The following is a 14,633-nucleotide window of genomic DNA, read 5'->3' on the forward strand; positions in this document are numbered from 1 at the left end:
CTAATTTAATATTGATAAAGATGCTAATTAAATAAACGACTTCCCTTTGCAGGGAGAAAACAATAAAATATCACGAGTTATGATAACTAATTAGGACGGTAATTAGTTGTCATTTTTTATTAAAAGTAGACTTTAATTAGATAAGATTATCACTTTTTAAGGGTTGTTGTTTAAAACAGTTTCTTTGAGTGTACTGATGACAAAGAAAGTGATTGGAACGGAAGGCTGCTCGACTCCTGTGGGAATAGCGGGAAGGTTGAGACCCCAGAGGCCAAGCAAGGTAGGCATGCTAAAACCACGACGTCCTGTCGTAACGCATGCATGATCCACATCGTGTGGACCCGAGGCTCAAGCTTGGCCCCACGGAAAGCGCGCAGTCTGAAGTGGAAATCAAACGCAATCATTTATAAAAGAGGCGCCTCATGTCAAATTGACTAATGAGACAGCCTCTTTTTTTCAATTAATCTATCAAATTACTCTCACACTAATGACGCCTTCAATTTGCTTAATATATTGTTCAACTTGCTCGTTAATTATGTCATCAAGGTCAATCATTGTATAGGCATATGCACCTTTACTACGGTTAAGCATATCCGCTATATTTACATGATATTTTGCTAGTAGTCCAGTAATTTGTCCAACCATATTTGGAATGTTTTTATGTGAAATCGTAATCCGTTTTTTTCCTGTGTATGGAAGTTCTACATTAGGGAAGTTGACTGAGTTTTTTATATTGCCTGTTTCTAAGTAATTCTTTAATTGTTTTGCAGCCATTCGGGCACAATTCTCTTCTGATTCTTTCGTAGAAGCACCTAAGTGAGGAATTGGGATTACATTTTGCATTCCAATGACCTTCTCATTTGGAAAATCAGTAACATACACACCAACAGTTCCATCATTTAATGCATTTTCAAGAGCAGTATCATCAACTAATTCGGCGCGAGAGAAATTTAACAGTCGACTTCCTTTTTTCATAAGTGATAATAATTTTTCATTCACAAATCGATTTGTTTCATTTGTTAAAGGTACGTGAATCGTAATATAATCGCAAGTTGAGAAAATTTCTTCAAGATTATCAATGCGTTGCACATTTCTTGATAATCGCCAAGCTGTATCAACGGAAATATAAGGGTCATAACCATATACTTCCATATCTAGTGCTAGAGCATCGTTGGCAACGAGAGCTCCAATTGCTCCTAATCCGATAATGCCTAATTTCTTTCCAGCGATTTCTACACCTGCATATTCTTTTTTTCCAGCTTCAACTATTTTTGTAATATTACTCTCACCAAATAAAGAACGCGTCCATTCAACACCTTCAAGAATACGACGAGATGATAGTAGTAGACTCGTTAATACAAGCTCTTTCACTGCATTTGCATTTGCACCAGGAGTATTAAATACAACGATTCCTCTTGCTGTACAATCGTCGATTGGAATATTGTTTACACCAGCACCTGCTCTTGCGATTGCTTTTACACTTTCAGGTATATTCATTTCATGCATACTATAACTTCTTAATAGAATGCCATCTGGCTCATTCAAATCGTTTTCAATTGTATAATTTTGTATTGGAAATTCATTTATACCGTTTTTAGAAATATTATTTAAAGTTTGAATTTTCATCATGATTCAATCACCTCTACTATTTTCTTTTCAAATTGACTCATAAACTGAACTAATTTTTCAATTCCTTCAACCGGCATAGCATTGTATATGCTTGCTCTCATTCCACCAACAGAGCGATGGCCTTCAAGATTCACAAATCCATTAGCTGAAGCTTCAACTAAAAATTGTTTGTTTATTTCTTCTGAAGAGGTTGAAAATGGAATGTTCATTAATGATCTACTTTCGATTTCAACTGGTGATGAAAACAAAGGTGATTGATCGATAAAGTCATATAATAATGTTGCTTTTAATAGATTATTTTCATGAATTTGTTTAAGTCCACCTTGTTCCTTAATCCACTCTAGTACGAGCATAGAAACATAGATACTAAATGTAGGCGGTGTGTTATAAAGTGAGGATGCGTCAACGTGAGTTTTATAATCTAACATAGTTGGACAAAGAGTGTTTGCATGGCCAATTAAATCATCACGAATGATGACAATCGTTAATCCAGCAGGACCAATATTTTTTTGAGCTCCAGCATAAATTAACCCAAATTTAGAAACATCAATTGGTTCAGAGAGAATATTTGATGAAAAGTCAGCAACTAAAGGTGCTTTTGTAATTGGAAAAGAAGAAAATTTTGTTCCTTCAATTGTATTGTTTGATGTGATATGTAAGTAATCAATAGAAGGATCAATATATAAATCTTCTAATTTAGGAATATAGGAGTAATTTTTGTCTTCTGAAGATGCAATAATCTTAACATCTCCATATTTTTTTGCTTCAGAAATAGCTTTTTTAGACCAAGATCCTGTATTAATAAATGCAGCACTTCGGAAATTTTTTAATAAATTTAATGGTACCATTGAGAATTGAGTCGAAGCTCCACCTTGTAAAAATAATACTTTGTAGTTCGTTGGAATTTCTAAAATTTCCCTTAATAAAGCTTCACATTTCTGAATGATTTCCTCAAATTCCTTAGAACGATGACTCATTTCCATTACCGACATTCCTGCATTACCAAATGAAACTAGATCTTTCTGTACTTTTTCTAACACTGAAACTGGTAAGACAGAGGGCCCAGCAGAGAAATTATAAACACGCTCCATAATATCATCCTCACCTGATTTTTTATAATATTCTAACTTTAAACCAAGGCAAACTGAAGGTCAATAAAAGGTTTGTTTTTGTCAAAATAAATTCTATTTTTACGAAATATTTTCAAATAAAAGCAGGAAACATTCGTGATATGGAGAAATATGCTTAAGTTAAGAATAAATAAATGTTTCACAGGAGGAAAAATTGAAAAAGATTATTGGGTTAGTACTTAGTTTTGTATTATTCTTTCATGTATTACCGACAGTTCAAGCTAGTGAACTAGAGGACATAAATGGGCAATACAAAGAATTGTATGCATCAGATTTGTCATATGTAAACGGTGTATATAAGAGTGAAGGAAAAAAGGTAAAAGATATTGTAGGAGTTAGCGCAGATATAAAAGATGCCATAGGTGAATGGACAGTAGTTTCTGTATCAAAAAACGGTGGCTCAGTTAATGTAGGTTTTGAGGCGATCGTTTTACAGAATCCAGATAAAGCAAAAAATGAATATATTATCGCATACAAAGGTTCTGCGGGTTCTTTATCAGATAAAGATTGGAAGGATAACACTGAAGCAATTTCTAAAATTTCAACAGATTTAACACAAAAAACAGGTGTTGTCTATCATCCACAAGATGCTGATGCAGTATTATTTACACAATCAATTTTAAGTAAATATAAAGGCGCGACATTTACCTTAACAGGTCATTCATTAGGTGGTCATTTAGCGCAAAGAACTAAAATAGACTTAAAGCTTGAAGGAACAAAGGTTGTTACATTCAATTCATTGGGTGTTGTGACAGAAGCGAAATTGTCTGATTATGCTAATTATTTACAAGGAAATATGAACTTCATTATAGATGGAGAATTTGTTGATAAATACAATAAATTATATTTAATCACAAGCTTAGGTAACAAATATACATTGTTATTACCGAATATTACTTCAGATCAAGAGAAACATAAATTAGTTAATTTTTACACATACACAAAAAAGACGTATGCAGTCTATCAAAATACTAAGCTATTAAAAACATTTTATAGTGTAAATAATGCAAAACAATTAGCGAGTATGAATTTAAAAACAACGATAAAAACTTTAGATGGTAAAGTAATATGGAAAAACGACAATCGTTATGCAGTTTATTTACATGAAAAACTTTTATATACTTTTCCAGATCGAAAAACAGCTGACAAATTTGCAAATGTGCAGGCTGGAAGAAGAGTATTAGATTTAAAGTCAAATAAAAATGTATATTTTAAATCAAATGCTAATTTTAGATATAGTGTTTATCTAGGAAAAGATAAACTTGATATATTTACTTCAAGCAATGATGCGATAAAATTTGCAAAGTTAAACAGTAAACGAGTTGTAAAAGATGAAAAAACAAAGGAAATAATTTATCCGAATAAGTAAAACGAAAGTAGCTTGTCTTGTGACAAGCTACTTTTTCGTTATATTTAATTGAACAGTCTAAAGTCTGATCTGAGTAGTAAATCTAATTAAAGATGATTACTTTTATTTACATACCATGAAGGAATTATATTTTTAAAGTTGTCATGTTCCTCTAGGATTCTATATACTCGTTTCCACATCGTCTCAATTAAATGTGGTGTTGTTTTATAGCTCCAAATAATATCTGAAGGAATGATCATTGCAGCATAAAGTGTGTAATATTGCCAAAATTCATCCGGGATGTTGTCAGAGAAATAACCCTCAATTTGACCAATCGCAAAAGGCTTACTGACCTCACTTGTAAATAAGGCAACTTTGTGAAAATCATGATATGGATCACCCCATTCAAAGCGATCAAAGTCAATAATAGCTGCAAGTTCACCCTCGTTAATCATGATATTTGATGGGTGGAAATCATCATGAAGAAACCGAACTGGTCGATCTTTTAATAAATGAATGTGCTGATCAATAAAATGTAAAATATCGTTTAGTTCAGGGAATAAAATTGTTGACTCACTAAATAATTGTAAGTATCTATTGTGCTTATTCAGTTTATAATCTTCCCATGTCTGAAATGATGAAGGATCTGTTAGAGAATGTAGTTTTTTCAATTCCTTACCTGCAAGATAACCTAACTTATATTGCGTATCACTTGAATAGTTATGTAAAGATTCCTCACCATCAACTCCGTTTATACTTGATACGATTTGGATACAAATTGAATCCTCGGGTAGTTCAATAAATTGTATTGGCTTAGGTACGAGTGAGCCGATTTGCTCAAAATGTTCTAGATATTCGTAAACTGATTTTGCCGTATCTAAACGCGTTAAATCATAAATTTTTAAAAAAATTGCATCTCCATTTTGTGTAATGACTTGCCATTTTTTCCTCGTGAGAGAATCCCTTTGTAATTTGAGTAAACGATTTAGCTGAGTATAACAACGGCACTTTTTGAATAATATAATCAGTTAATCTCAAATGATACACCTCCATTCGGTTATATAGAAATCTACTAAATCATACTATAAATAGTAAGTAAAAAGTTTATCATTTCTTGATTATTCTCAATATATTGAAGAATATTGCATGTATCAAAAATAAAAATATATGACAAATGACTATTTCTTTTTTAAACTGGAACGTTTGACTGTATAGTTTCTAAACTATATAATAATATTAATCTATAATGGGGGGAGGTTTGTCACTTGGGATCGAGTATCGAATTGGTGAGTTAGCTGAAGTAGCGCAAGTTTCAAAAAGAACAATTGATTATTATACTAAGCTGGGGTTATTGGAAGCAAAACGATCTGAATCAAATTATCGATATTATTCCAATGAGGCAATCGAAACCCTACGGTTTATTGAACATTGTAAACAAATGAGGATATCATTAGACGAGATAAAATCTTTAATACAAAATAACTATAATCAAAAAAATTGTGTTTTTGAACAAATTCAAATGATTTCAAACCAGATTATTGAACTTGAGTCTAAATTACAACAATTAGTACCTGTTATTTCAGATATGGATGAAAGTGAAAAAAATGCTTTAGTTAGTACATTATCACATCATACATCTCCGCTATTGCAAACACTAAAGTTTTTTGTAAAATAGAATCTTTTCTCAATGATTGTATAGTAAGGCCATGTGTCAGAGTTGAAAAATGGATATTCTGACAGAATATGGTAATGTATTAGTAGTTTCATAAATTAATAAGATTGAAATTCTCAGGAGGTGAATACTCGAGTAAATTACTCGGGTTCGTCATTGGACATAGTTAACTTGTTTTTGATTGCAGTTTTAATCGCACTTACAGCATTTTTCGTTGCAGCGGAGTTTGCAATTGTAAAGGTTCGATCGAGTCGAATCGATCAACTTGTAGCTGAGAAAAAAAGAGGTGCATTAGCTGCGAAAAGGGTTACGGCGAGTTTAGATGAATATTTATCAGCTTGTCAATTAGGTATTACTGTTACGGCTTTAGGTTTAGGTTATTTAGGGGAACCAACTTTTGATGATATTTTACATCCAGTTGTAGAATATTTAGGATTAAATGGAACAGTTGCTTCTTCGATTTCATTTACTCTGGCATTCGCATTAGTAACATTTATTCATGTTGTTATTGGTGAGTTAGCCCCAAAAACGGTAGCAATTCAAAAAGCTGAAACAATAACATTGCTTCTTTCTGCACCTTTAATTCTTTTTTATAAAATAGCTTACCCATTTATTTGGGCTTTAAATGGTTCTGCAAGATTTTTTACAGGATTATTTGGAATTAAACCGGCATCGGAATCAGATGAAGTTCATACTGAGGAAGAATTGCGTATTATTTTATCTGAAAGCTTTGAAAGTGGAGAAATTAATCAAGCTGAATATAAATATTTAAATAATATTTTCGAGTTTGACAACCGACTTGCTAAAGAAATTATGGTCCCTCGTACTGAAATTATTGGATTATATGCAGAAGATCCAATTGAGGAACAAATTGAAACGATAAAGAATGAAAAATATACGAGATACCCAGTTTTTGGTGAAGATAAAGATGAAATTATCGGTATGGTTAATGTTAAAGACTTTTTTATTCGTTATTTAGATGGAAAAGTTGATAGCTCATACGAATTAACAAATTATACTCGACCTGTTATTCAAGTAATTGAAACAATTGCAATTCATGATTTATTACTTGAGATGCAAAAGAAGCGTATCCCACTTGCGATTTTATATGATGAATATGGGGGAACAGCAGGTTTACTAACAATGGAGGATATACTAGAAGAAATTGTGGGTGAGATTAGAGATGAGTATGATGATGATGAAAAACCAGCAGTACAACATATTACAGAGTCCCATAAAATTGTTGAAGGTAAAGTTTTAATTTCTGAAATTAATGATCTTTTTGGACTTTATGTTGAAGAAGACGATGTAGACACAATTGGTGGATGGATTTTAACTCAAAACCATGATATACAACAAGGTGAATCCATCGTTTTTGAAGATTATGAATTTAAAGTAGTTGAATTAGATTCAAATCAGGTGAAATTAGTTGAGATAAAAAAAATTAATGAGTTTGTACAGTCAGTAAGCTCATAACTTTTAAGAAAGGATTAAAGGCAAAAGTCTTTAATCCTTTCTTTATTTGATTGGAACTGTAAAGATTTCTATAATAAGTTTCATAACATAGCAAATTTTTTTTAAAAGATAAATCAAAGAAACCGATTAGTGACTAAATAAAAAAGAGGTACATATATGAAAAGAAAAGCGATGGTTATTGGTGCGACAGGTTTAATTGGTAAAAATGTAGTAAATCAATTGATTCTAAATGAGGGGTATGAAAAAATTACAATTCTAGTTAGGAAAAGCAGTGGATTAACACATGAGAAGTTAGAGGAAATCATTGTAAACTTTAATCATCTAGAAGAATACGAGCAATATTTTCAAGTGGATGATGTATTTAGCTGTCTTGGAACAACGATCAAAGTAGCGAAAACAAAAGAAAATTTTAGGAAAGTAGATTATGATTATTCATTAAAAGTCGCCGAATTAGCTAGTAAGGCAAATGTGCAAAACTTTCTTCTGATTAGCTCAATGGGAGCAAATAGTCATTCTAATATTTTTTATAGCAAAGTAAAAGGTGAAGTTGAAAGAGATATAAGAGCATTGCACTTTTCAGGACTGTTTATATTTAGACCGTCGTTATTATTAGGTGAAAGAAAAGAAGTACGATTAGGGGAAAAAGTGGCCGAAAAAATTTCAACAATCATGCCATTTATATTTTCTGGACCATTTAAGAAATATAGACCAATTAAAGGAGAAACAGTTGCAAAAGCTATGATTAATAGTGCAATAAGTGGTAGAAAAGGTGAACAGATTATTGAATCAAATAGTATTGAGAGTATTTCAAGAACCTAAGGATTGGGAAGAATTACGACTTGTGATTTTATTCACAAAAAGGTAACATTTTACTTCAAAATTATCGTACATTTTATTATAAAATATAAACATAAGCTTGATTATTTGATCGCTTCAGAATGTAAGCGAAATGAATCATAATCATCTTATTATTAAATTGTTTCGTACTAAACCTCATTTTTTTCCTCTTGCTACTTAGAAAGTAAGAGGAAATTTTTTGCATAATTTTTCCTGTCATGAATACATATTAATTAAATATTTGTAAAGGATTGTCGACATTTTTAAGTTTCAAAAATTCATATTAAGGGCGTGAAGTGTTTGGCAGATGCTCCCTCGGGAAAAGGATTACTGGCTTTTTTTCGCCTCTTTAAAAAAGATAATTTGAATGAAGATGATAGTAATATATTGGAAACTCGACAACAATCAATTCAGGAATATATCACTCAAAAGAATGAAATAAATATGTATGAAGATGAATTATTATTAAGATCTATAACGTTTAAGGAAAAAATAATTAATGACATACTCACACCCCGCACAAAAGTGGTTGCAATTGATGTGAATGAAACTGTCGATAAGGTCCGAGATATTTTTCTTAATGAGCGTTATTCGAGGATTCCAGTGTACGATCAGGATATTGATCATATTATTGGGATATTGTCTGAAAGAGAATTTTTAACGAGTTTACTTCAGGAACAAGAAGTTGATATTAGAAAGTTAATCAGGATACCAATTTTTATTATGGAGACAATGAAAATATCAACTGTTTTAACAATGCTTCAAAAGGAGAACGGCCATCTAGCAATTGTTATTGATGAATTTGGGGGAACATCAGGAATTGTCACCTTAGAGGATATTTTAGAGGAATTGGTTGGAGAAATTCGAGATGAGTTTGATGAACTCGAAAATAATGAATTTATTCAGGTTAACGAATATGAATATCAATTCCAGGCTTCTATGTCTTTATCTAATTTTTTTCCATATTGTAAAAATGAACATGCCAAAGAGCCGGTATTTAACGCTTGGTGGATGGATCTTTGAATGTTTCAAACATGTTCCAAGTATAGGAGAAACACTACAATATAAAAACTTAACTTTCATAATAAATGAAATTCATAATAGAAGAATTCAGAGTGTTATTGTTAAAATTAGTAAGCAAAATTTGCAAAGTAAACTCGGTTCTTAAGAACCGAGTTTTTCATTTAAAAAAGTTAGAATTAAAAAGCAGAAAATAAAAATAATAATTTTATAGTAGTTTTTTGTTGTAATTTCGCTATACATGAAATATATTTAAAACAAATAATTCCGATAAGGTTAAGGAGATTTAAAAATGAAAATTAAGAAAATTGGTTTAGCATTAGGTTCAATAGTTTTAGCGGCAGGCTTTATGGCAGGTTGCAATTCAAATAAAGAAGACAATTCTGCAAAAGGAAAAGATTTATTAACACAAGTTAAAGATAGTGGAGAATTAAAAATTGGAACTGAAGGTACATATGCACCTTTCACATTCCACGATAAAGATGGAAAATTAACTGGTTTTGACGTTGATTTAGCAAATGAAGTTGCTAAACGTTTAGGTGTAAAAGCGAAATACTCTGAAACACAATGGGATGCAATGTTTGCAGGTTTAGATGCAAAACGTTTTGATATGATCGCAAATGAAGTAGGTATCAAACCAGAACGTGAAAAAGATTATTATTTCTCACAGCCATATATTACGTCATCTGCAGCTTTAGTTGTAAAAAGTGATAGTGACATAAAAGCATTAGAAGAGATTCAAGGGAAAACAGCAGCACAATCTTTAACAAGTAACTATGGTGATATTGCTAAAAAATATGGTGCTAAATTAATCGGTGTAGAAGGCTTTAGCCAAGCAATCCAATTAATTGAAACTGGCCGTGCTGATGTGACAGTTAATGATAAATTATCAATTCAAAATTACTTAAATGAAACTGGCGACACTAAAGTGAAAATTGCTGCATTAGAAGCTGATGCGTCTGATAGTGGATTTATGTTCCGTAAAGATGATGATTCTTTAGTAAAAGCAGTTGATAAAGCGTTAGATGAAATGAAAGAAGACGGAACGTATGATGAGATCGTAACTAAATGGTTTGGTAAAGATGGTACTAAGTAGTATATTACAACAAGACTGGAGCAACTCAATAACCATTGTGAAGGAATCTTTCCTTCCAATGGTTAAAACTGCTTTAACAGGAACTATTCCATTAACGATTATTACTTTTATCGTAGGATTAGTTTTGGCCTTTATTACTGCGCTTTTCCGTCTATCAGGTAATAAATTCTTAAATGCTATTGCAAGAGTGTATGTTTCAATCATTAGAGGAACGCCATTACTAGTTCAACTATTTATAATTTTTTATGGTCTGCCATCAATTGGATTAACAATATCACCTTATATTTCAGCGATTATTGGTTTTTCATTAAGCGTTGGCGCGTATGCATCTGAAATAATACGTGGTTCTATCCAATCTATTGATAAAGGGCAGTGGGAAGCTGCTTATTCAATTGGTATGACATATAATCAAACCCTAAAACGAATTATCATTCCTCAAGCTGCTAGAGTTTCATTACCACCGTTATCTAATACTTTTATTAGTTTAGTGAAAGACACTTCATTAGCCTCATTAATTTTAGTTACTGAAATGTTTCGTACTGCTCAAGAAATCGCAGCAGTTAACTATAAATTTTTATTAGTATATGCTGAAGCTGGATTTATATATTGGATTATTTGCTTCTTCCTATCAATCATCCAAGGACGATTAGAAGCACGTGTTGAACGATATGTTGCAAAATAATGGGGGAAGAGAGTTATGATTAAGTTAGAAAATATTCAAAAACGTTTTGGTGAATTAGAAGTATTAAAAGATGTTAGTTTAAATGTTAAGAAAGGGACTGTAACCGCAATTATTGGCCCTTCTGGTTCAGGAAAAACGACATTTTTAAGATGTATAAATGTGCTAGAGCAACCTAATAACGGTAAAATAACAATTGATGATCAAACAATTGATTTTTCAAATAACGTGTCTAAAAAAGAAATTATATCTTTAAGAAGTAAAACAGGTATGGTTTTTCAGCAACATCATTTGTTCCCTCATTTAACTGCACTTGAAAATGTGATGGAAGGTTTAGTTACAGTACAAAAAGTTAACAAAGAAGTTGCGAAGAAAAAAGCGACCGACTTACTGATTAAAGTAGGATTAGAAGATAAAATCAACTTATTGCCACATCAGTTATCAGGTGGTCAGCAACAACGAGTAGGTATTGCAAGAGCATTAGCACTTGAACCGACTGTCATTTTATTTGATGAACCAACCTCTGCATTAGATCCTGAACTTGTACAAGAAGTTTTAAAGGTGATGAAGGAATTAGCAGAAGAAGGAATGACAATGATTGTTGTAACGCATGAAATGAGATTTGCTAGAGATGTTGCAGATGAAGTCATATTTATGGATGGCGGCTATATTATTGAACAAGGTCATCCAAGTGAAGTATTAGAAAAACCAAAACAAGATCGAACAAAGCAATTTTTACGATTGATTCAATAATTAGAAAGTACTAGAGCCAAATCTAGTGCTTTTTTTTTGCCATTTTTTCTTTACATTCATTTTCCAAAATTTACATCGTCTTTAAATACATATGAAATCGGTTTGGAGTCATACTATCATTACACTTACTTAAGGAGGTGAGACACAGATGGCTAACAACAACAGTAGCAACCAATTAGTAGTAGCTGGAGCTCAACAAGCTTTAGACTCAATGAAGTATGAAATCGCTTCTGAATTTGGTGTAAACTTAGGACCAGATGCAACTGCACGTGCTAACGGTTCTGTAGGTGGAGAGATCACTAAACGCTTAGTTCAAATGGCTGAACAAAGCTTAGGTGGATATTCAAAATAATAATTATGGATATAGGGATGGAGATTCTTCTCCATCCTTTCTTAATGAAAAGAGTTATACATAGTGGAGGTATGATGATGGAAGGAATATGCCCGCTTTGTAATGGAATTGAACAATTAAAAGTAATTTGCCCAATTTGTGAAAATTCGTGTGATGATCAAGGAAGAGCAATTGATTATGAAGATAAATACAGTCCTTATATGGATTACGATATTTCTGCTAAATCAGATGGGTTAACAACAGAAAATTCAAATCAATATTGTACTCACATGTTTAATTGTCCAGATTGTAATGAAGGCTTCTTAAAAATAATCAATAAAATAAAATAACGCAGTACCAATATAAATGGTACTGCGTTATTTGTTTTACTAATTATTATCGAATACGAGATTCAGTCTCTTTATCGAAGAAATGTACTTTATTCATATCTACTGCTAACTTGATGATTTGACCATGTGTAAAGCTAGAACGTGCATCTAGTCTTGCTACTAATTGATGACCTTCAAAGTTAGTGTAGAGCATTGATTCCGCACCTAAAAGCTCTGCAACTTCAATTTCTAAATCAAGAATTGTACCTTGAGAAGCTTCTAAGAAAACTGGCTCGTCATGTAAGTCCTCTGGACGAACACCAAGGATAATGTCTTTTCCGATATAACCTTGATCTCTTAAAGTTTTCATTTTACCTTCAGGAACTGCAATTCTCTTGCTAGCTAAGTTAAAGTATCCATCTTCTAATTTGCCGTTTACAAAATTCATTGCAGGAGATCCAATGAATCCACCAACGAAAACGTTTTCTGGTTTGTCATATACTTCTTTAGGTGTACCAACTTGTTGAATGATACCATCTTTCATAACAACTAATCTTGTTGCCATTGTCATTGCTTCTGTTTGGTCATGTGTTACATAGATTGTTGTTGTTTGAAGACGTTGATGTAATTTAGAAATCTCTGAACGCATTGCTACACGTAATTTAGCATCTAAGTTAGATAATGGCTCATCCATTAAGAATACTTTTGCATCACGTACAATAGCACGACCGAGAGCAACACGTTGGCGTTGTCCACCAGATAGAGCTTTTGGTTTACGATCTAAGTATTGTTCTAGACCTAAAATACGAGCTGCATCTTTCACGCGGCGATCGATTTCAGCTTTATCAAATTTACGTAATTTTAAACCAAATGCCATATTATCAAAAACTGTCATATGTGGGTAAAGTGCATAGTTTTGGAATACCATCGCGATGTCACGATCTTTTGGTTGAACATCGTTAACACGCTTACCATCGATATAAAAATCACCTTTAGAAATATCTTCTAGACCAGCGATCATACGAAGTGTAGTAGACTTACCGCAACCTGATGGTCCTACAAAAACAATAAATTCTTTATCTTGAATGTGAAGATTAAAGTCTTCAACTGCTGTTACGTTATTATCATAAATTTTGAAAATATGATCTAATTTTAATTCTGCCATGATTCGTTTCCTCCTAATTGTGAAATCGGTTTCATTAATTAGATTGTACAGATTAAAATGTTTTCTAACAATAGTAAACGTTTACAAAAAATACAAGCCTCATTTGTACATATTGCACAAATGAGGCTTATATTAAGACATTTCGCGTAATTCAAGTAATTGAATCGCCAAAAAAATAACTAGTCCATCTTCGAAATGCTTTAAATCAATTCCAGTTTGTTCAGAAAATTTATCTAGTCTATATTGAACTGTATTTCGATGAAGAAATGCTTTTTTTGCTGTTGCTGTTACATTCATATTATGTTGAAGATAAATTTTGACAGTTGAAAGTGTTTGATCATTTAATGTCATATCATTTAACAAAATATTAGGAAGTACGTTTCTTAAATTTTCTGGAATAAAAGACAAAAAATAATGGAGCATTTCTTTTGAAAACCAAAGTACACTTTTCTGTTTATTAAACTTTAATGCCTTCTTAAAACATTGTTGTTCAATCTCAAATGCCTGTTGCAATTCGGTAAGAGGAGCATAACATTTCCCTACAAAAAAAGTAACATCGTGATATAAGTCAGCGGCAATTGTTTCTTGCATATGTTCAAGATAGGATTGCATGATTGGCTGATCGTTTATTTTTTCTATAATGACACCTTCTCTAGCAGAAGACCAAATGATGATGATCTCTTTATGGAAAAATGCCAAAATAGCTTCTTCAAATTCTGCTTTATTAGAGAAAAATTGTTTGCTATTAAAATGGATAAAACGTACGGAGCTTGGCAATTTCGCTTCATTTTCATCAGTAAATGGATTCTTTTCACTATCATTAAATAAGTAGTCAAACCATCCATTATTGATTTTAGGAATGAAGAGGGCTTCTGTATCTAATGCCGTGAATATTCCAGATAATAGCTTTTTTTGTTCATCCTGAATTCTTACGTTTTTAATGCCAAATAATTCTTGGTGATCTGTGAGAAACCAAGCGTAATCTAAGTATGTGTTTTCATCAGGTATAACAGATACAGAATTCGTTCCAAATAAATTTATTATTTTTTCAATCATATTTATGTACCTTTCCACATTCTTTCATTTCATTTTATCATTGTTGTTGAGAATAAAAAAGAAACCATAGCACGTAACTATGGTTCCAGACTGTTGACAAACGCTCGCTTTC

At 32.0% G+C, this 14,633-nt stretch carries 16 protein-coding genes; 11 read left to right on the plus strand and 5 right to left on the minus strand.

The annotated features are described in order from the left end of the window. Positions 1 to 468 precede the first annotated feature (468 nt). Positions 469 to 1,629, minus strand: coding sequence for a phosphoglycerate dehydrogenase (locus ABID96_RS04785; protein ID WP_192601056.1), 1,161 nt, complete (start codon positions 1,627 to 1,629; stop codon positions 469 to 471). Further along, on the minus strand, positions 1,626 to 2,720 hold the full coding sequence (serC, locus tag ABID96_RS04790) for a 3-phosphoserine/phosphohydroxythreonine transaminase (RefSeq protein WP_192601057.1): 1,095 nt from the start codon (positions 2,718 to 2,720) through the stop codon (positions 1,626 to 1,628). The genes ABID96_RS04785 and serC overlap by 4 nt, the downstream gene beginning before the upstream one ends. Before the next feature lie 193 nt (positions 2,721 to 2,913). Here serC and ABID96_RS04795 point away from each other — a divergent pair, with 193 nt between their 5' ends. Beyond that, positions 2,914 to 4,128, plus strand: a complete 1,215-nt coding sequence (locus ABID96_RS04795) for a Tle-like phospholipase domain-containing protein (protein WP_192601058.1) — start codon at positions 2,914 to 2,916, stop codon at positions 4,126 to 4,128. A gap of 86 nt (positions 4,129 to 4,214) precedes the next feature. Here the strand turns inward: ABID96_RS04795 and ABID96_RS04800 are convergent, their stop codons facing one another. Continuing rightward, a complete protein-coding gene (locus ABID96_RS04800; protein WP_377897028.1) occupies positions 4,215 to 5,135 on the minus strand; it encodes an aminoglycoside phosphotransferase family protein in 921 nt (306 codons plus the stop codon). Positions 5,136 to 5,365: 230 nt separating this feature from the next. Between ABID96_RS04800 and ABID96_RS04805 the strand changes: the two genes are divergently transcribed. The 10 genes from ABID96_RS04805 (at position 5,366) to ABID96_RS04850 (ending at position 12,321) form a co-directional block, all read left to right on the plus strand. After that, positions 5,366 to 5,782 (plus strand): MerR family transcriptional regulator, encoded by a 417-nt coding sequence (locus ABID96_RS04805; RefSeq protein WP_158093249.1) that lies wholly within the window; start codon positions 5,366 to 5,368, stop codon positions 5,780 to 5,782. 153 nt (positions 5,783 to 5,935) lie between these two features. Further along, positions 5,936 to 7,255 (plus strand): hemolysin family protein, encoded by a 1,320-nt coding sequence (locus ABID96_RS04810; RefSeq protein WP_192601060.1) that lies wholly within the window; start codon positions 5,936 to 5,938, stop codon positions 7,253 to 7,255. 156 nt (positions 7,256 to 7,411) lie between these two features. Beyond that, positions 7,412 to 8,074, plus strand: a complete 663-nt coding sequence (locus ABID96_RS04815; protein ID WP_192601061.1) for an oxidoreductase — start codon at positions 7,412 to 7,414, stop codon at positions 8,072 to 8,074. Between the two features lie 318 nt (positions 8,075 to 8,392). Beyond that, the gene (locus ABID96_RS04820) at positions 8,393 to 9,115 is read left to right on the plus strand and encodes a CBS domain-containing protein (protein ID WP_377896692.1); all 723 of its coding nucleotides are present in this window, start codon (positions 8,393 to 8,395) and stop codon (positions 9,113 to 9,115) included. Further along, a complete protein-coding gene (locus ABID96_RS04825; RefSeq protein WP_377896693.1) occupies positions 9,072 to 9,260 on the plus strand; it encodes an HlyC/CorC family transporter associated domain-containing protein in 189 nt (62 codons plus the stop codon). Before ABID96_RS04820 ends, ABID96_RS04825 begins: the two co-directional genes overlap by 44 nt. 150 nt (positions 9,261 to 9,410) lie before the next feature. Next, positions 9,411 to 10,208: an amino acid ABC transporter substrate-binding protein gene (locus ABID96_RS04830; RefSeq protein WP_483301325.1), complete on the plus strand. Its 798-nt coding sequence runs from the start codon at positions 9,411 to 9,413 to the stop codon at positions 10,206 to 10,208. Continuing rightward, complete coding sequence (locus tag ABID96_RS04835; RefSeq protein WP_192601064.1) at positions 10,195 to 10,890, plus strand: amino acid ABC transporter permease; 696 nt, start codon at positions 10,195 to 10,197, stop codon at positions 10,888 to 10,890. The genes ABID96_RS04830 and ABID96_RS04835 overlap by 14 nt, the downstream gene beginning before the upstream one ends. Positions 10,891 to 10,905: 15 nt before the next feature. Then, positions 10,906 to 11,640, plus strand: coding sequence for an amino acid ABC transporter ATP-binding protein (locus ABID96_RS04840; RefSeq protein ID WP_192601065.1), 735 nt, complete (start codon positions 10,906 to 10,908; stop codon positions 11,638 to 11,640). 148 nt (positions 11,641 to 11,788) lie between these two features. After that, positions 11,789 to 11,992 (plus strand): alpha/beta-type small acid-soluble spore protein, encoded by a 204-nt coding sequence (locus ABID96_RS04845; protein ID WP_192601066.1) that lies wholly within the window; start codon positions 11,789 to 11,791, stop codon positions 11,990 to 11,992. Between the two features lie 77 nt (positions 11,993 to 12,069). Beyond that, positions 12,070 to 12,321, plus strand: a complete 252-nt coding sequence (locus ABID96_RS04850; protein ID WP_377896695.1) for a hypothetical protein — start codon at positions 12,070 to 12,072, stop codon at positions 12,319 to 12,321. A gap of 46 nt (positions 12,322 to 12,367) precedes the next feature. Here the strand turns inward: ABID96_RS04850 and ABID96_RS04855 are convergent, their stop codons facing one another. Both ABID96_RS04855 and ABID96_RS04860 read right to left on the minus strand, forming a co-directional pair. Further along, complete coding sequence (locus ABID96_RS04855) at positions 12,368 to 13,465, minus strand: ABC transporter ATP-binding protein (protein WP_192601068.1); 1,098 nt, start codon at positions 13,463 to 13,465, stop codon at positions 12,368 to 12,370. Positions 13,466 to 13,597: 132 nt separating this feature from the next. Further along, a complete protein-coding gene (locus ABID96_RS04860; RefSeq protein ID WP_192601069.1) occupies positions 13,598 to 14,521 on the minus strand; it encodes a PucR family transcriptional regulator in 924 nt (307 codons plus the stop codon). Positions 14,522 to 14,633: the final 112 nt, after the last annotated feature.

Source organism: Gottfriedia sp. OAE603 (genome assembly GCF_040543965.1).
Classification (GTDB): Bacteria; Bacillota; Bacilli; order Bacillales; family Bacillaceae_G; genus Gottfriedia; species Gottfriedia solisilvae.